The organism is Enterococcus sp. DIV1368b, from assembly GCF_050529595.1.
Taxonomy (GTDB): Bacteria; Bacillota; Bacilli; order Lactobacillales; family Enterococcaceae; genus Enterococcus_B; species Enterococcus_B mundtii.
Window position 1 is genome coordinate 1,593,707 of record NZ_CP172883.1, and the last position, 17,092, is coordinate 1,610,798.

The 17,092-nt window shown below is 39.1% G+C and carries 18 protein-coding genes; 6 read left to right on the forward strand and 12 right to left on the reverse strand.

Annotation, left to right across the window (positions count from 1 at the left end; genetic code table 11):
* Positions 1–30: 30 nt before the first annotated feature.
* The 3 genes from IGJ19_RS07380 to IGJ19_RS07390 are packed head-to-tail and all read left to right on the forward strand — an operon-like array spanning position 31 to position 963.
* Positions 31–291, forward strand: a complete 261-nt coding sequence (locus IGJ19_RS07380; protein ID WP_071867443.1) for a hypothetical protein — start codon at positions 31–33, stop codon at positions 289–291.
* 37 nt (positions 292–328) lie between these two features.
* Positions 329–562: a helix-turn-helix domain-containing protein gene (locus IGJ19_RS07385; RefSeq protein WP_071867444.1), complete on the forward strand. Its 234-nt coding sequence runs from the start codon at positions 329–331 to the stop codon at positions 560–562.
* 38 nt (positions 563–600) lie between these two features.
* Positions 601–963 carry a TIGR02328 family protein gene (locus IGJ19_RS07390; protein WP_071867445.1) on the forward strand — a complete coding sequence of 121 codons (363 nt, stop codon included), beginning with the start codon at positions 601–603 and terminating at the stop codon, positions 961–963.
* A gap of 122 nt (positions 964–1,085) precedes the next feature.
* On the opposite strand, the gene IGJ19_RS07395 is transcribed toward IGJ19_RS07390, so the two are convergent.
* Positions 1,086–1,286, reverse strand: a complete 201-nt coding sequence (locus IGJ19_RS07395; RefSeq protein WP_010735357.1) for a cold-shock protein — start codon at positions 1,284–1,286, stop codon at positions 1,086–1,088.
* A 184-nt stretch (positions 1,287–1,470) separates the two neighbouring features.
* The gene (locus tag IGJ19_RS07400; protein WP_074799090.1) at positions 1,471–1,947 is read right to left on the reverse strand and encodes a flavodoxin family protein; all 477 of its coding nucleotides are present in this window, start codon (positions 1,945–1,947) and stop codon (positions 1,471–1,473) included.
* Positions 1,948–2,366: 419 nt separating this feature from the next.
* Here IGJ19_RS07400 and IGJ19_RS07405 point away from each other — a divergent pair, with 419 nt between their 5' ends.
* Both IGJ19_RS07405 and IGJ19_RS07410 read left to right on the forward strand, forming a co-directional pair.
* On the forward strand, positions 2,367–3,125 hold the full coding sequence (locus tag IGJ19_RS07405) for a hypothetical protein (protein ID WP_430603528.1): 759 nt from the start codon (positions 2,367–2,369) through the stop codon (positions 3,123–3,125).
* 269 nt (positions 3,126–3,394) lie between these two features.
* The gene (locus IGJ19_RS07410; RefSeq protein WP_010735353.1) at positions 3,395–3,544 is read left to right on the forward strand and encodes a hypothetical protein; all 150 of its coding nucleotides are present in this window, start codon (positions 3,395–3,397) and stop codon (positions 3,542–3,544) included.
* Between the two features lie 741 nt (positions 3,545–4,285).
* Here IGJ19_RS07410 and IGJ19_RS07415 read toward each other — a convergent pair.
* Complete coding sequence (locus IGJ19_RS07415; RefSeq protein ID WP_430603529.1) at positions 4,286–7,129, reverse strand: endo-beta-N-acetylglucosaminidase; 2,844 nt, start codon at positions 7,127–7,129, stop codon at positions 4,286–4,288.
* Between the two features lie 301 nt (positions 7,130–7,430).
* Entirely contained in the window at positions 7,431–8,237 is an 807-nt protein-coding gene (locus IGJ19_RS07420; RefSeq protein WP_074799093.1) for a MerR family transcriptional regulator, read from the reverse strand.
* Positions 8,238–8,656: 419 nt separating this feature from the next.
* Between IGJ19_RS07420 and IGJ19_RS07425 the strand changes: the two genes are divergently transcribed.
* Complete coding sequence (locus IGJ19_RS07425) at positions 8,657–9,673, forward strand: hypothetical protein (protein WP_071867449.1); 1,017 nt, start codon at positions 8,657–8,659, stop codon at positions 9,671–9,673.
* Positions 9,674–10,020: 347 nt separating this feature from the next.
* On the opposite strand, the gene IGJ19_RS07430 is transcribed toward IGJ19_RS07425, so the two are convergent.
* From IGJ19_RS07430 to eutJ, 8 genes are read right to left on the reverse strand one after another with little or no spacing between them, the layout of a single operon-like run.
* Positions 10,021–11,211, reverse strand: a complete 1,191-nt coding sequence (locus tag IGJ19_RS07430) for an acetate/propionate family kinase (RefSeq protein ID WP_430603532.1) — start codon at positions 11,209–11,211, stop codon at positions 10,021–10,023.
* Positions 11,212–11,235: 24 nt separating this feature from the next.
* Entirely contained in the window at positions 11,236–11,955 is a 720-nt protein-coding gene (locus IGJ19_RS07435) for an MIP/aquaporin family protein (RefSeq protein WP_430603534.1), read from the reverse strand.
* A gap of 14 nt (positions 11,956–11,969) precedes the next feature.
* Positions 11,970–13,085, reverse strand: a complete 1,116-nt coding sequence (locus IGJ19_RS07440; protein ID WP_260697531.1) for a 1-propanol dehydrogenase PduQ — start codon at positions 13,083–13,085, stop codon at positions 11,970–11,972.
* Positions 13,086–13,097: 12 nt separating this feature from the next.
* Positions 13,098–14,498 carry an aldehyde dehydrogenase family protein gene (locus IGJ19_RS07445; RefSeq protein ID WP_430603536.1) on the reverse strand — a complete coding sequence of 467 codons (1,401 nt, stop codon included), beginning with the start codon at positions 14,496–14,498 and terminating at the stop codon, positions 13,098–13,100.
* Positions 14,498–15,484: a cob(I)yrinic acid a,c-diamide adenosyltransferase gene (locus IGJ19_RS07450; RefSeq protein WP_430603538.1), complete on the reverse strand. Its 987-nt coding sequence runs from the start codon at positions 15,482–15,484 to the stop codon at positions 14,498–14,500. The genes IGJ19_RS07445 and IGJ19_RS07450 overlap by 1 nt, the downstream gene beginning before the upstream one ends.
* Positions 15,485–15,497: 13 nt before the next feature.
* Positions 15,498–15,761 carry a EutN/CcmL family microcompartment protein gene (locus tag IGJ19_RS07455; protein ID WP_071867455.1) on the reverse strand — a complete coding sequence of 88 codons (264 nt, stop codon included), beginning with the start codon at positions 15,759–15,761 and terminating at the stop codon, positions 15,498–15,500.
* Positions 15,755–16,240 carry a PduM family microcompartment protein gene (pduM, locus tag IGJ19_RS07460; protein ID WP_071867456.1) on the reverse strand — a complete coding sequence of 162 codons (486 nt, stop codon included), beginning with the start codon at positions 16,238–16,240 and terminating at the stop codon, positions 15,755–15,757. The genes IGJ19_RS07455 and pduM overlap by 7 nt, the downstream gene beginning before the upstream one ends.
* Positions 16,241–16,249: 9 nt before the next feature.
* Positions 16,250–17,089 (reverse strand): ethanolamine utilization protein EutJ, encoded by an 840-nt coding sequence (gene eutJ, locus IGJ19_RS07465; protein WP_115357683.1) that lies wholly within the window; start codon positions 17,087–17,089, stop codon positions 16,250–16,252.
* Between the last annotated feature and the right edge of the window lie 3 nt (positions 17,090–17,092).

Below are 17,092 nucleotides of genomic sequence, written 5' to 3' on the forward strand. Positions count from 1 at the left end.
ATAAAATATAGCTATGGGAGTTTATTTATTATGCTGGAATTGAGCCGACTTGCTTTTATTTTTCCTGTTTTTATCTTTGTACCGATCGTTTTTTCATTTATCAAATGGACAAAAGAACGAAAAAAAATCGCTTTGGCTAGTTTTCCTGCGATCTATTTTATGTACAAAGTATTAAATTATCAGTTTTTCGAACCCTTCCAGATCTTCACGTTTAATTTAGTTGGGTTCATTTTCTCCATACTCTTTGTCATTGGGTATTTATTTTATCTAAACAGAAAAAATAAACGTTAACTCTCATAGATAATTATTTAGAGAAAGGTGAGGTAAAATGACCATTGAAGAAGCGATTTTACTGGATACACTGCATTGCCGTTTAAACTTCCTCAAAGATAAAAAGCATTTAACTACACCACAGGTTGCTGAAAAAGTGAACTTACCGATTGAGACATATAAAAGCTATGAAGATGGAAAAAATATACCTAGTATTATCGAATTAATCTTTATCGCAGATTTTTACGACACGACCATCGATTATTTGATTGGTCGAACGGAAGCATCCTAAACACTCAATTCACTGTTTTAGAAAGAAGGAAATCTTATATGCGCTTATGGCATCAAAGCCTCTTGCAATCACTTCCACGCCAACAATTATTAGGACAACATCGCGAATGTTGTGCTCTGAGAGGCAATGGTTGGGGACGAAAACATGCAACTGTCGATTACGTTTTTACACATTCGCCTTATAAATTATTTCAATATCATTTGTTAGTAATGGAAGAAATGAAGAAACAGAATTATAAACCTGGTGAAGAATGGTTTGATCCCTTGTATCGTGGGAAGATCTGCGAACCTTATCCTACCCTTTCCCCTATCGAATGGACCTCACCCCTTTATCCAGAACATGATCAGATCTACTTAGCCGAATGCGTGGCAAACTTAGAACAGAAAGGGATCATCTTATAAACAAGTAATAACTCATGGCTCTATCAAACCTCTCGATTACTGAATCGAGAGGCTTTTATTGAAATTAGACACAAAAAAACTGCTCTTTCATAAGAAAGAGCAGTAAGATATCAATCGTTTGATTATGCTTTAACGATGTTGATTGCTTGAGGGCCACGTTGTCCATCTTCAACATCAAAAGTCACAGCTTGACCTTCGTCTAATGTTTTGAAACCGTCACCTTGGATAGCTGAAAAATGAGCGAATACGTCATTTCCATCTTCACCAGTGATAAATCCAAAACCTTTGTCTGCGTTAAACCATTTTACTGTACCGTTATTCATGTATATTTCCTCCTGATACGTATCAACGTACGTTTATAGTGCAATAAATATTTGATAGGCAAAAGGAGTCTTATAATGTTTAACTTATAGCTCAAATTACGTTTCAAAATAGATTACTTTTATACTATAGCATGCCCTTTCATAAAACACAACTATAAACCCTCGGTACTTTCAATTTCTCTATTTATCTCATTTGTTTGATTCGTTCATTAGATGAAGTAATGTCTTTCTTTTGATAAATCATCCCTAACTCCTGCATCAAAAAACGCTCACTCACATTTGACAACATTTGTCTAATTCCGCTGATAGCTTCTTCTGCAGCAGATCCTTGAACAAACCAGAAAACAGATTTTTGATACAAAGGAGCCTCTGGTGTGTCTAACCCATACTCAAATAGATCCGTCCAGCGATCAATAAATGTTTTTAACAGACCGGTCACATCCCACCAGTAGATAGGTGTACCAATCACCAAGACGTCAGCTTGTTTGATTACTCCCATGACTTTGTCAAATTCATCCTCTTCGGTCATCTGCCCTAACTGATTGATCGAATAATCAACTAAATGCAGGACCGTATAGTCGATATCTTTTAAGATTTTTTCTCCCCATTTAACGGTCATCCCCTCTTTGTTCGGGCTTGCATTAATAAACAAAATGCGCATATTATCTCCTCCTCTACCCAGTTTTTCATCCTCACTCTTTTTTTCATATGAACTCTTGGTTAATTTTTATATTCAAACGATTATGATATCAAAACGATACTTTTCTTCATCAAATATAACATTTTTTACATTAAAAAAACAAATATTAAAAAAATCATCATCCATTAAAACTCTCTGTTATTATGTTCATCTTAATGATAAAATAAAGTTTGTTTGTTATTATTTCTTTATATAATTATAACGTTGCGCTTTCTTGTACTACTATTCTTTTTTGATTTATCTACACTCTCTAACTGGCTTTCGTCGGTTCGATTCCGACATAGAGAATACGGTCAAGCGCCGTAAATAAAACCAATCGCTTTTATTAGGGGGAGCTTTGTATGAAAGCGATCTATTTTTTGTAGAAACAGGAGGAAAAAATGAATTTATTGTTGTTATTGTTAGGATTAATCAGTTTGATACTTGGTCTCCATCTATTTAGCCGATCAAGTAAAAGAAATGGAAAAACTTGGCAGCGCCATCTCATTTTATTTAGTGCTTTATTCGGTTTACTACTAATCAGTAGCGCTTGCGGATCTGGTACCAATCAAGCGTCAAAAGTAGATACTGCTACTTCGGAAACCACTTCAACATCCAGTGAAGATAAAGCCCAACGAGAAGCGGCTGAAAAAAAAGAATTAGAAGAGAAAAAGAAAGAAGAAAAATTAGCAGCTGAGAAAAAAGCACAAGAAGAACAAGCGAAACTTGAAGCAGAAAAGAAAGCACAAGAAGAACAAGCACGACTAGCAGCGGAAAAGAAAGCGCAAGAAGAACAAGCAAAACTTGAAGCAGAAAAGAAAGCACAAGAAGAACAAGCTCGTCTTGAAGCAGAAAAGAAAGCACAGGAAGAACAAGCTCGTCTTGAAGCAGAACAGGCAGCACAAGCACAGGCAGCGGAACAAGCGCGTATCGCTGAAGAAGCTCGTGTAGCCGCTGAACAAGCAGAAGCCCAACGCGTGGCACAAGAACAAGCAGCCGCAGCTCAAGCGCAACAAGCACAAGCGAATGAAGCACAAGTCTTAGTTACCAGAACTGGAGCAAAGTACCATACGCATAAGTGTGGTAACGGTGACTACTATCCTGCGACAATGAGTGAAGCATTGGCACGCGGATTGACCCCTTGCGAAAAATGTTACTAAAATAATTTATGCAGTATACGAGATCGCTATCGATCTCGTATACTGCTTTTTTCTTATCAACTTTATAATTTAGTGTACATCTTCTTATCCTTTCTTTTCACTTAAATAATCCAATTTTTTTGTGTCAATGATCTCCTTTAAATAATAATCATTATTATTTAATAAAAATACAGTTGATTCAATTCAACTATCTGTGCTATAATAGTTATGGAATTTCGTTATCAACGTATCGTTGCCTTTCAACAGAACAATAAGAAAGGAGAATGACTATGACATTCTATAACAAAGAATTACAATATCGTGTCACTCTTAATACCGATTTAAATCTTTTCGTCGTGTTCGACAAAGAAGATAGCAATCGTGTAGCGACTGGTGTAACGATCGAACAAGCAGTGCAAGAACTTAAAAAATCCGCATAGGAGTGAAAACCTCGAATGGACGATTGCAACTCTAGTTCACAATAAGACACCTACTTGAAAGATCAAAGTAGGTGTCTTAAATTTTATATGCGTGACGAAACTCTTCTCTTATTTTACATATGATGATCGGATGATCCTAGCTTATTCTTAAGAATATTCTTTTTTAAATTATTCGATCCTATTTTCAGCAACTGGAATAATGACCCTATTGGCACTAATCTTCAACTAATCCTTACAATCTTTTTTGCTTTATGCTAAAATTTCTTTTTCAAGATAAAAAAATATTTTTGTCTTTAGAAGCCGTTTACAAGGAGGTTTAGAAATGAAAACAGCGACAGTTCACTCTTCACGTGATAGAAAAAATGGCTGTCTCCATGTTTTCAATTTGATATGGAAAAGAATCTAACCGTATGGACTTTACTATTATGTTTGATCATTGGATTAGCTTTATTACTTTTTAATGTGATTAGTTGGACAACATACTTTGTTGTAGTATTGATTATTGCTGGATTGACGTTCTATGAAAAAAAACGACGTTCCAACCTTAATAAATAAAACTCGTTTGATTATGTAAAGGCAACGAAAACTGCATTAGAAATATAGTTAAAAATAAGCGCCACCTCTCGAAAATCATTTTTATGGTTTCGAAAAGGGTGACGCTTATTTTATAATGAAGTGGATCTCAATTATATTAAATGATAGAACTGATGGGATGACAAATACGCTTTTTATACCACCAAGCTATTGTAATAATTCTGGCAATCCAAATACTTCAAATCCATAGATTCTTGCTGCAGTGTCTGATCCTTGTGTTGGTTTGTCAATACGTAATCGGACATATCGTGCAGATTGTACCGCAAAAGTCTCGACCGAGCTACTCGCCGTATTATTGGTAGTTTTGGCGACTTCTTTATATATCTCTCCATCTTCACTTAGTTCGATCACATATGCTTTTGTATTCATATCAGGACTTTCTCCACCTGCTTGCGCATGGTCTATACGAACTTCACTAATGGTTTGAACATGCCCTAAATCAAGTGTCAATTCGTGTGGCGGCGTACCCGTTGCACACCACTTAGTCGTCAAGTCGCCATCTATTGCAAAATGAGGTGCTTCCGCTTCATTGGTGTAAGAAGAAGCGGTCGCTTTCGCGTCTCGTGATAACAGCGGCAACTCAGTTGGTACTTTATCAGAAATTGTGATCAAACCGACTTTTTCGACAGGTGTCTCCCCTGCTTGATTGCTTGCCGTTAATTTGACTTTATAAACACCTTCTTTGTGGTAAGTGACAACTGGCGAATTTTCATGACTTGTCGTAATATCCCCACCTTCAAATTCCCAAGTAACTGTTTCGGTATTTAAAGATGATGTGTTTGTAAAAGTAATCGCTGACCCTGGAGCGGCTAACGTTCTTGAAGCAGTAAAATCAGCTCTCGGCACTTTATTATCCGGCCAATCAAAAGAAACGACCTCTGAAGGTTCACCTTGATTACCCAGCACATCAACAGGCACGACAATCAATTTTGTTTGCGTGGTGTCTAAGGTTCGCTCAAGGGCATTGATATAATGATTCGCAGCTGGTGTTGCTCCTAAGAAAGATTTTGAGTTATCAGGATTCAACCGGTAGATCTCATAATAGCTTGCTTGACTCTTCGTCTCATCCCAAGCAAGTCGTATGCCAGCGTATCGCCCTTCTTCTTCATCAAATGCAACATCTTCAAGCGTCAGTCCCGAAACTTTTGTGGTTGGAAGTTCCTTTCCCTCTGTCAGTGCTAATTGACCCAAGTGTAGCGCGTAATCGGACTGAGTCTCTGAAGAAGCAAGCTGATAAGAGAGTGTGTTGATTTTTTCTCCTGCCAACTGACTGACATCATAGCTGACAGTCGTCCAATCCCGACCGATTGGTTCACTTGCCGAGATGATTTCTTTTCGTCCGTCAGCCATTTCTAAAACTAAGTCAAGTTGGCTCATGCTCGTTGCTTTTGCCGTTGTTGTGATAGAAGTTTTATCGGAAATGATTCCATCCATTCGATACAGTTTGATTGTGCTTGTTGCCTCGTTCACCATACTCCCTTTAAGAAGCAAAGAATTTCCGCCACGAAACGCCTCATCATAATCCATCTCAACTGCTAATTGATTTTCTCCTTGATGTTCAAAGATCCAACGATACGTTGGCATCACGTCTTGCATACTGCGATTATTCCACTGTAGATTAGATACTTTTTTTCCATTAATGAAGTAACTATACCCATTTCCCACACTAAAATTCGTTACAAAAGGTATGCTGGTAATAGCGCTCTGCTCTACTGCATACGTAGAGATCCCAGGCCATTCTTTTTCTATCGGTGCCTTCCCTTTCGTTGGATCACCTTGTTCATTGACCCAAAAACGCATTTCACGACGTTGAAAATCAGCAGGATCACTTGCTGATGTGTAGGTCCAACTCGGGACATACAGTCCTAATGAAGTATAAGGAGTGCCAGTTTCATCTGTGAATAGCCGCCAGTTCACTGGGGTATCATACCCATTTTGCTGGACATCGATTCCCGCATATAATTGATAAGGATCGATCCCTAATTCATTGGCTTTCTTCTTTGAAGCTTTCAATAATTCTTGACTCGCTAAACGATCGGTATTCCACCAAAAATTCAAAAACATGCTATCAGCTACAGGATTCATTTCCGCATCGACTAAAAACGCTTGGTTTTTATCTGTCAACGCATTTTGCCAATCCATCTTCCCTTCCGAAGTCATCGAATCGTACCACATGATTTCTAAAGCTGCTGCTTTTTGCTTGAATTGTTTGATGAATTCTTGCATCAAATCCGCATGTTCTTTACTCAATCCTCCTGCTGTATTTGCCCCTTCTACCTTTTTTTGATTGTTTGCATCATCAAAACTTGTGACTAGTGTGTCCGTTTCCTGATTGATAAACCAGCCATCAAACCCATATCGAGTAGCTACTTCGATCAATTGATCAACTAAAGGAAAGGTACCGTCCTCATCTTTTTGCAAGAATGTATCCAACCATTCGATTTTACCGCCATGAGCGGACTGCGGAAAGAAAACTGTCCCTAATACTGGCACACCATTTTTATGGGCCGCATCAATGACATCAGGACTTGGCGGTACAATGATCCCTTCACCAGACGAACCACCCCAATACACAAGTTGGTCGATATATTGCCAATTGGAAAATACATTGGCATCAAAAGTATTGATACCTCTAGGCGCATTCCCACTTGTACTGCTATTCATGATCGACAAAGCGACCACTTTCATTTCTGGTGTTTGCGTGTCATTTGAAGTTGTCAGTGCCTTTTTATCGATCCGTTTTGCTAAAGGCACTTTACTGACGTTATAAGGTGCATCCAGATCTTTAGAAAATTCCCATTCTAACAATTCTTTAGGAAACCAGTAAGACGATTCCGGCTGATTATCCATTCCTCGTTGATAAGTTGCTGCTTCTGTTTCTTTGTAATCAAACGTTTTAGTCTCTGCGTGATACGTTGTCCCACTACCAATTGCACTTGATATTACTACTGCACAAAAGAGTCCGACTGCTATTTTTTTCTTATTCTTCATCTCCGCTCCCCCTAAATTTAATTGATACACAAAAATGATAACGCTTTCTTAAACATGGGTATATGAACAAAGCATAGAACTTTCACAACAAATTATAGGTAACATGAATAAAAAACTGATTTTGATCGTCGATCGAAATCAGTTTTTGTATTGTTGATTCGCTATTATGCCGTTTTACGATAGATTTTATTTGAAACCCTCACGAAACCAATCAACTATAATAAAACTTGTATTGTAGGTCAGCATGATTAGTTACTTCAACATTTGACTTTTCGTCGTTTGTTCAGTGATGACGGATTTTTCAATCATTCATTCCATCACTGAAAACGCGAATCTCATAAACGATTTCTTCTAATGTTCCAGTGGAAGCTTCTGCTTCAATCGCAAGAACTGCCGCTTTTTTTTCAAAGATTTCTGGAAACAACTCTGGAAGGCGCTCACCGTAACTTTTAGGACTAAATCGGCATACGTATTCTCCACTAGGTAAAATCTTGATATTGTTACCGACATTTTTTGTAGGCTTGATCTCTATATACATATACTGCTGCACGTCTTTATCAATAAATTCATAGAGAATGCCAAAATCATATAAAGGCTCATACCCCGCTTCCATTGAGCGATCAAACAAATGGGCTGCTTCTGTATAAAGAGTCTTTTTGTTATCAGTCGGTTGGTAAGGAAAAACATATAAGTACTTTTCTGACAATTGACGAATATGTTGCTTTTTAGAATGTCTGTATTTTTTTAATAATTTGATTTCCTCTTTGACCTCTTGCATCCCTTTTAAGTTTTGTTGAAGTAACTCGATTTTTTGCTTCATCAATTCTTCACTATATGATAAAAAAGATAGATAATCGATGGAATTATTTGGATCACTAAAGCGATGCAGTTCTTTTAATGGTAAACCAATCTCTACACATGCTTGAATCAGCTCGACCGCGCTCACTTGGGCTAAGGAATAATAGCGATAGCCAGAATCTGGATTGATGTATACCGGCAACAACACTCCGACTTGTTCATAATATCTTAACGATTTAATATTGACACCGGTTATTTTCGCCATTTCCCCGATACTCAACAATTCACTTCTTTTGTCCTTTTCTCTCATTGCAATTCTCCTACATACTAAATATTGCTCCAGTATCAAGTGCTTAGATATTGATTATACCATAGGTAATCTTTTAACTTTACATTTCATTGTTATTTTTTAATGTAAACTTATTTAACAAGCTTCTATTTTTCAAATATATTTAACATCAAAAAATCCTAAACAACAATAATTTCACACTACTTTACATATTCTCCATTTTTTTAAAGTATAAAAAACCAACGTAATATTATCACGTCTTGTATTATTCATTAGATAAAGATATAATATTAGTGTGTTTTCGATGAAGCGACAAAAAATTAGATACAAAAGCTCGTTCATCACAAATTGAATACGTTTTCTAACCGCACCTTGTGTTAACCATTTTTGGTAACTACTACATTTACATAGTAGTGAAAATAATTTTTTGGGGGAAAAAAATGAAAAAAATCGTTAGTCGTTCCGTGTTATTGTTCGTTCTACTATTTCTAGCTGCCTGTGGAAAGCAAGTCAGTGTTGATGACCTGAAAGCCAATGATTGGCTGATTGAAGAATTGGAGGAAGTAGACATGATTGCCTCTTTCTCAAATCATGTGGTATCGTTTCGCATTGATCCTTCTTCTTACCAATCGACCGCTACCAATGAATGGGAAGCCTTGGGTGAAGAATTTGCGAAAAGCATGCTTGAAGAATTTCAACATAAGTTTGAATACACATTAGAAGGAAATATCATGACCTGGGAAAACGACGGGGAAACAGGCAAGTATACAGTAACAAAAGAAGATAAAAATATTATTCTCACACCTACCAAAGATAACGAGGAAGATAAAAAAATTGTTCTGAAGCCATATGATAAAAGTAAAACAGCAACATCTTCTACTTCTTCAGACAGCTCCACAACTGATAAAGACGCAACAGATGATTCATCTCTCGTAGATATCACTGATAACTCAACTGAACTAAGCGGCTCGGATGACGCGTCAGGTGATTCTGCTTTTGGCAAACGCTCAAACCCTGTGCCCCTCGACAACCCGATCACGTTCGACACTGTTTATTATGATGACGAATATGAAGAAATCGATACAAATATTTCCTTAACCATCAGTAACGTTGTCCGTGGTGAAGAAGCGTATAATTATATGATCAGCATGGATGAGTACAATGAACCAGCACCAGAAGGAAAAGAATGGGTAGTTTTTGATGCAGAGCTAACTGTCAATAAAGGGAGCCAAGATGAGCCATATCGCGCTTTTTCTAGATTCGTACCAGTTAGTTCAACTGGAGAAGAAGTCAACCAAGAAAGTTATAGCTACTTAGGCAACGAAGAATTTGGGAACAAAGATTTATACGAAGGTGGTACGGACAAAGGCAAAGTCGCATTGCTCGTTCCGATTGGTGACGATACGCTTATTGAATTTAATGATTTTACAAATAGGATTTTTTTCAAATTACAGTAGCCTTTGAAAAGCAGCAAGAAAACGTACTAGCGAGCATTAAAAATCATCGCCAGCTGACAGTAGCAGACTAGTCAAGATATGCTTATAAGGGCTACACTCCTAGAAATAACTATAGCCCGATCCGACTAGTTTTTACTTGACATCAGAGAAAAAGGACCCATCTAAATCAATACGTAGAATGGGTCCTTTTGTCTCACTATTGGTTGTCATCTGCTGAAAACTTTTAATGGTCTTTTCCACTGCTTGTAAAACAAATGTATCAGCTTTAAAACGCATTCTAAAAGCTTTTTAAAGTCTTTTAGAATGCGTTTTACATCGTGTATTCATAAGGAGGTTGATCGACTATTTTATTTCGAAATCAATTGATTCGTCTCACGGACAATCATACGTTCTTCATTCGTCGGTACAATCATGACAGCCACTCGACCATTTTCTTGACTGACAATTGCTTGTCTTGTATTGTTTCTTTCTTCGTCAACAGTTATGCCAAACAATGACAATCCTTCACAAGATAGTTGACGAATGATTGGCGAGTTCTCTCCGATGCCAGCCGTGAAAATCAACACATCAAGTCCGCCTAGTTCAGCAGCGTAAGCACCGATCATCTGTTTTACGCGACCACAAAACATGTTCATTGCTAAAACCGCTTTTGGATCGCCCTGCTCAAAAGCTTCTTCGATGTCACGAGCATCACTACTGATGCCAGAAACTCCTTTGAATCCTGAGTCTTGGTTCATCATCTGCTCGATTTCTGCGAAGCTCATCTGTTTTTCTCTGCCTAGATAGGTCACGATGGAAGGATCGATATCGCCACAGCGAGTACCCATCATAATACCTGCTAAAGGAGTGAATCCCATACTAGTGATAACAGACCGGCCATTCTTGATCCCGCAAATACTCCCCCCATTCCCTAAATGACAGGAAATGATTTTTAAATCCTCAAGCTTTTTACCTAAAGACTTGGCAGCTTCCGTCGCCACAAATTGATGACTTGTCCCATGAAATCCGAAACGGCGAATTCCCGCTTCCTCATATAATTTATAAGGAATTGGATAAAGATAGTTTTCTTCTGGCATTGTTTGGTGGAATGACGTATCGAAAACAGCCACTTGCGGACAAGCTGGCAAATTATTTTTGAACGCTTCGATCCCCATGATGTTGATTGGGTTGTGCAACGGTGCTAAATGAGAAAGCGATTTGATTTTTTTCAATGATTCATCCTCAACGATACAGGACCCTTTGAAGAATTCTCCACCATGAGCGACACGATGGCCGACACCAGTGATTTCTGACAAATCAGCAACGATTTTTTCTTCCAATAAAAAATCTAGTAAATACTTGACTGCATCTTCATGTGTTTCACCTTTAACTGAGCGACTGCTTTTACCACCGTCTAAAGAATACGTCAAATCCATGGAGCTTGCTAACCCGATTCGTTCGAACAATCCCTTGGCGATCATTTTTTCTTCAGGAAACTCATAGACTTGAAACTTTAACGAAGAACTTCCTGAATTGATTGCAATAATTAATTCTTTCAATGCTTTACCCCTCAATCTAATCTTTTACAGAACGTTTACTAAAAGCACAGCAATCGTTGCACCAACGATCGGACCTACTAATGGTACCCATGCGTACTTCCAGTTATAGTCAGTATTTTTATTTGGTAACGGCATCAATGTATACATCAAACGCGGACCAAGGTCACGCGCTGGATTGATCGCGTAGCCTGTTGTCGAACCAAATGAAAATGAAATCCCTACTAGCAAGAACAATGCAACAACTGGTTGGAATCCTCCTGGGAAGTCTCCCGCTGGAAGTAACAATAAGGTGAAGATAAATGCAAATGTTGCAATGATCTCACTGATGACATTCGCAATAGATGCGTCGATTGCTGGACCTGTAGCAAAGATGCCTACGGAGTTTCCTTCATCTGGTCCGGTTTCTTTAAAGTGAGCCATAAATGAGATTGCAGCGATCAATGCACCTAAAAAAGCACCTGCAAATTGCGCTAAAACAAATGGTACAACCATATTCCATTCAAAAAGTCCGCCAATCGCAAAAGCAATCGAAACCGCAGGATTCAAATGACCTGGCGATCCAAAGTAACCCGCAGAATAAATCCCTAACATTACGGCAACACCCCAGCCAAACGCAACTAATACCCAATTGGCACCAACTGCTTTGGCCAAAGTCTTCTTCAAGTTGATGCTACAACCAACACCACAACCGAAAAGTGTTAAGACTAACGTTCCAATAAATTCACCTAATACTGTATTATCCATTTTTGTACCCCTTTTCAAACGATTTTATGATAGATTTCTTTTAGTTTTGTACGATCAAACGAGATTGGATTCGATTGGAAAGTAAAATCGTTCATCGCATTGTCAGCTACTTGTTCCGCTGCTCTGATCGCTGTTGATTCTTCGATGTTCCATTCGGCCAATGTTGCTGGCACCACAGAATCTTTACTCAATCGCTTGATGGCATCTACTAATTTGATCACAGCCACTTCGTCTGAAAGACCGTTCGTACATAATTTAAGTTTTCTTGACACATCAGCGTATAAAGACTTTGCCGTCCAATCTTTGGCATTCGCTAAAACGACATGTGGTAACAACATCGCATTTGCTAAACCATGAGGAACTTTGAAAAGCGCGCCGACTTGATGTGCTAAAGCATGGCAAACACCTAAACCAGCATTGTCAAAAGCCACTCCAGCAAGTGTTGCTGCTTCGTGCATTTGGATGCGTGCATCTTCATTTTGGCCATTTTTAACACACTCAACTAAATTCGAAAAGACAAGCGTGATTGCTTTTTCTGCAAGCGCAGAAGAATAATTTGTTCGACCTTTTGCGACCAATGCTTCTAAGGCATGAGTCAAGACATCCAAACCACTGTATGCCGTGATCGAAGGTGGGCTTGTCATCACAAAATCAATGGACAAGATTGCTTCGTCAGGAATCAACTCTTCAGCAAATATCGGATATTTGATTTTGTTTGCCGTATCGGTGATCACAGCTGCACTGGTCACTTCAGATCCAGTGCCACTCGTTGTTGGGATCGCAACAAAATAATTGATTGATTGCTTTGCTACCTTCTGATAGAAATAGATGATCCCTTTTGCCGTGTCTAACGCTGAACCACCACCAATTGCGATCACAACAGTTGGTTCAGTTTGCAAAGCCATTTGCATGCCTGTTACCACTTTTTCAATCGGCGGATCTGGCACGATCTCCGTAAAAGTGATCACGCGATTTTTTTGTTCTAGATATGCAATCATTTCACGTACTTTTTGATTGCTTTTCAAAAAAGGATCAAAAACGAACAAGACAGTTTCGTCTGAAAAACGTTCGAACCTTTTAACGATGTCCGTTGTTACAGCTACTTTTGTTTTCATTGACCATTGATTCAAAACTGTTTCCTCCTAACGAATCGAAAATCCGTCCGTTAATACACAACGACGTTTTCTAGCAAAATTTCTAGCAGTCGTCGTACACTCGCCGGTTGGTGTTGCAATCGTGAATGTGGTTGGACCTTCGCCACCAAATCCTAATCCTGCAAATGAAGAGCCATTTTTTACAAAAATCGAGGTTTGGAATTTTTTCGCTGCAAGGTTCAATCGTTGAATATTTTGGGAGTGCATCGTTGCTGTATGGTGGCATTTATTTTCGATTCCTAATGCTGTCGGTAATGCTTCATCAAAATCTTTTACAGTCACGATCGGTAAGATCGGCATCAACATTTCTTTGACAACAAATGGATGATCTTTCTCTGTTTTCATGATGATCACTCGAATGTCCGCTGATACATGGACACCTACGGCGGCTAAGATCTCGCTCGCGTTTTTACCGACAAACTGTCGGTTTGGCGCACCATTTTCCGCAATCATCTGATCGATCAATCGTTGAATGATTTGTTCATCACCTACATAATAAGCCCCTTGTTTTTCCATTTGTAAAATCAAGTAGTCAACGACTTGTTCGACAGCAACGACACTTTTCTCTGCCGTACATAAAATATTATTATCAAAAGATGCACCCAAGACAATATCTGCCGCTGCCTTATCAAGATCGGCGGTTTCATCAACAAGTGAAGGTGGATTGCCTTCTCCAGCAGCAATCGTTTTCTTACCACTCTTCATTGCTTGTCTCACCACACCAGGACCGCCTGTGATCACTAATAGTGAAATGTCTGGATGGGACATCATCTCTTGAGCAGCTTCAATCGAAGGTTTTTCGATCGTTACAACCAAGTTATGGATGCCACAGCTTTGATAAATCAATTCATTCAATTTTGAAACGACCCAGCCAGAAATGCGCTTCGCGCCTGGATGAACACTGAAATAAATAGCATTGCCTGCTGCAATCATTCCGATTGCGTTACAGATCAACGTTTCTGCCGGATTAGTACTTGGTGTCACCGCACCGATCACGCCATACGGAGATAACTCATAAAGGGTCATTCCGTTGTCACCAGTGACCGCTTCAGTAATAAGATCTTCGACACCTGGTGTTTTGTTGATCGCAAGAGTCAATTTTTGGATCTTATCTTCATATCTTCCCATTTTCGTTTCTTCCACTGTTTCACGAGCAATTGTTTCGATATGAGGTGTCATTCCAGTACGAATCGCAGCAATGATTGCTCTTCGTTGTTCCAATGACAAGTCATCTAAACGATCTTGTGCTACTTTTGCTGCGGCAACTGCTGCATCAACCCTTGGAAAAATCCCGACGGAAGAAGTTGCAACTGTTGCGGTAGAAGGTTCTTCTAAAAGGATTCCTTGAATCACTTTCATGATTTGTTCTTTTAATTGTTCTTCGCCCATCATGCTCGCTCCTTAAACTTTTCAATTCCTTTTGTTGCAATTGCCCTATCTTGATCTGGACTACCACCGCTCACACCAATACCACCAACAATGTTTCCTTGCCCATCTTTGAGAAGGAATCCACCACCAAAGGTCACAAGCTTTCCATCACTTAATGTTTCTAATTGGAAAAGCGGCTGGTTTGGTTGTACCAACTCCGTTAGTTCGTGGGTGTCAGCTTTCATTGAGACCGCTGTATAAGCCTTTTTGATTGCCATGCTTTCACTCACAATCAGTGCATCGTCCATTCGATAGAATTGTTTCAAAGCCCCGTTTTTATCAACGATTGCAATAGAAACCGGTACGCTCAAACAATTCGCATGATCGATACACGCGTGAACGATCTCTTCAAAATCAAGTTTGATCTTTGGTTGTTGCACCCGTTCTTGATAACGACGGATGATTTGATTAAGCAGCACTTCTTGTTCCTGTTCATGATCTGCTTCACGGGCAAAAGAGTACAGACAATCAGATAAACGGTTGGCAAACTTGCTGAGTTCTGAACGGACTTCTTCGTTTTCCATAAAGCGATCAAGAACACGTTCCCCACGACGGCAAACCGTCCGAGCAACATGCAACTGCGCCCCTGCTAGACTTTTTCCAGGCAAAATAAATTCATGGATTTCTGGTAGTTTTGCTGTTTTTTCATCGATCCAGATTTCCAATTGATGAATATCTTCCGCAGAGATCAAGTCGCTTTTATGCGCTAATTTATCCTTTTTCGTTGCTGTCGCTAATTCTGCGTTCATCTGAAAAAGTTTATTTTGCACCCAGTCAAGCGCTTGTTGGCTTTCTGGATTTTTCAACATTTTTTGTGCCAAGCTGATTTGCGCACAGCACTCGTCAAACGTTCCATAGACTTCTACTCGTAAACTTGCTTTTTTTACTCGTGTTCCGTCAAAAAGGCTCGTCATTCCTTGATCACCAGTTTTTGTATAGATCGGCATTCTTTTCACTTCCTTACATATCAAACGTATCGATGATGCCAACAATCGCACAATCCACCGCTTCTGATGGCTCCGAGAATAAATGTCTCGCTGAACTACCGCTATTTAACAGAACATAATCACCAATTCCAGCACCTACCGTATCAGCTGCCACTTGTTGAAAACGTACTGCCTCTTTTTGAGCATTTATCGGTTGCACGATCATTAATTTTTTGCCTACAAGAGAGGAATCTTTTTGAGTAGAAACAACGCTACCAATAATTTTTCCCATTAACATTGCGATCCGCTCCTTTTACAGATAGTCATCTGTTTTTCCTGAATTTTTTCTTGCGCCAATAATGTAAAGTTTTGATTCGTTGAAAGTATCAACGCTGCTTGATTCGGTAAAACAGCCACTTGTTTGTAAGTGATATACCGATTTGAAAAGGCATAACATGGTTTTTCAGCAACTGTAAAAACTTCGACGTTATAATGGAAGATTTCTACAGGTATCAAAGTCAGATCCGAAAAAGAGCATTGAAATCTAAGCTCACAACCGTAGTCCAAGCTACGAAATAGCCATCGTACGAATGGGTCGTTCTCATTTTTTGTTGCAAATTTCGTTAAAAAGAAGCAGTCGCAATTTTTGACATAGATATATTTATTCGACAAAAAAGGGCTGATCGAATCCGTTTGAACGGAATCAGTTGATACGAACAATGTACTTTTTTCTCTTTTTATTAGCCAACCCACTACTTTTTGAACAATATCTTCCATACGAAACTCCTATTCCACAATGACTTTTGAGGCCATCGCTATGCCGATCGGTGTAACGAATTGCGGATGAACAGGTTTCAATACTTTCTTACCAATGACGCTACTCATTTCTTCTTCAAACTGTGAAAAATAGGCAGCCCCGCCGACAACAAAAATCGGCTCGATTGGATGTTCATCTAGCATTTTTTTGGCGATGGTCGCCATTTTTTGGATCACTGGACGACAAATCGTAAAATTTTCTGCTTCATTTTTGGGATTTCTCTTTATTTTTTCTGCGTCATCTATATCTACGCTATGATAACCGGCGATCACTAGAGTCATATGTGTACCACCAGTTGGTTCATCATCAACGAAGGCAACTTCTCCATTTTTAAGGACACTGATCCCCGTCGTACCGCCCCCGATATCAATGACCGCCCCATCTGTAATATCAAGTGTCAAGGCAGCCGCTGATGGTTCATCCACTAACTGGTCGATTTCCATGCCGGCACTTTCAATGACGTTTGCCACGACTTTTTTGTTGTTGCCGATCGTTCCTGGGGGGATAGCCCCGGAAGCTGCTTTAAGTGCAAACCCTAAAGCGGCTTCCGCTTCTTCCCTTAATACTTCAACGATCTTTACTGCTTTTTGATAATCAACGACCAAGCCATCACGTATCACTTTGGCTTCTTTGAACGAACCGAACAATGGTTGATTGTCAGCATCTAAGACAACTAAGACGATCGAAGCTGTGCCCAGATCAACACCAACCTTATAGCCATCGGCCGCTTTGTGACCAGTTGGCACAAAAGAATGGACGATTTGATTGAAAGATTCTAGTAACTCATTGCCTTTCTCAATTCCTTGCATCTT

Bases quoted from the DNA above. Each gene is read 5' to 3' on its own strand.
- IGJ19_RS07380 (WP_071867443.1), top strand. From the start codon at position 31: ATGCTGGAATTGAGCCGACTTGCTTTTATTTTTCCTGTTTTTATCTTT.
- IGJ19_RS07385 (WP_071867444.1), top strand. From the start codon at position 329: ATGACCATTGAAGAAGCGATTTTACTGGATACACTGCATTGCCGTTTA.
- IGJ19_RS07390 (WP_071867445.1), top strand. From the start codon at position 601: ATGCGCTTATGGCATCAAAGCCTCTTGCAATCACTTCCACGCCAACAA.
- IGJ19_RS07395 (WP_010735357.1), bottom strand. From the start codon at position 1,286: ATGAATAACGGTACAGTAAAATGGTTTAACGCAGACAAAGGTTTTGGA.
- IGJ19_RS07400 (WP_074799090.1), bottom strand. From the start codon at position 1,947: ATGCGCATTTTGTTTATTAATGCAAGCCCGAACAAAGAGGGGATGACC.
- IGJ19_RS07405 (WP_430603528.1), top strand. From the start codon at position 2,367: ATGAATTTATTGTTGTTATTGTTAGGATTAATCAGTTTGATACTTGGT.
- IGJ19_RS07410 (WP_010735353.1), top strand. From the start codon at position 3,395: ATGACATTCTATAACAAAGAATTACAATATCGTGTCACTCTTAATACC.
- IGJ19_RS07415 (WP_430603529.1), bottom strand. From the start codon at position 7,129: ATGAAGAATAAGAAAAAAATAGCAGTCGGACTCTTTTGTGCAGTAGTA.
- IGJ19_RS07420 (WP_074799093.1), bottom strand. From the start codon at position 8,237: ATGAGAGAAAAGGACAAAAGAAGTGAATTGTTGAGTATCGGGGAAATG.
- IGJ19_RS07425 (WP_071867449.1), top strand. From the start codon at position 8,657: ATGAAAAAAATCGTTAGTCGTTCCGTGTTATTGTTCGTTCTACTATTT.
- IGJ19_RS07435 (WP_430603534.1), bottom strand. From the start codon at position 11,955: ATGGATAATACAGTATTAGGTGAATTTATTGGAACGTTAGTCTTAACA.
- IGJ19_RS07445 (WP_430603536.1), bottom strand. From the start codon at position 14,498: ATGGGCGAAGAACAATTAAAAGAACAAATCATGAAAGTGATTCAAGGA.
- IGJ19_RS07450 (WP_430603538.1), bottom strand. From the start codon at position 15,484: ATGCCGATCTATACAAAAACTGGTGATCAAGGAATGACGAGCCTTTTT.
- IGJ19_RS07455 (WP_071867455.1), bottom strand. From the start codon at position 15,761: ATGTTAATGGGAAAAATTATTGGTAGCGTTGTTTCTACTCAAAAAGAT.
- pduM (WP_071867456.1), bottom strand. From the start codon at position 16,240: ATGGAAGATATTGTTCAAAAAGTAGTGGGTTGGCTAATAAAAAGAGAA.
- eutJ (WP_115357683.1), bottom strand. From the start codon at position 17,089: ATGCAAGGAATTGAGAAAGGCAATGAGTTACTAGAATCTTTCAATCAA.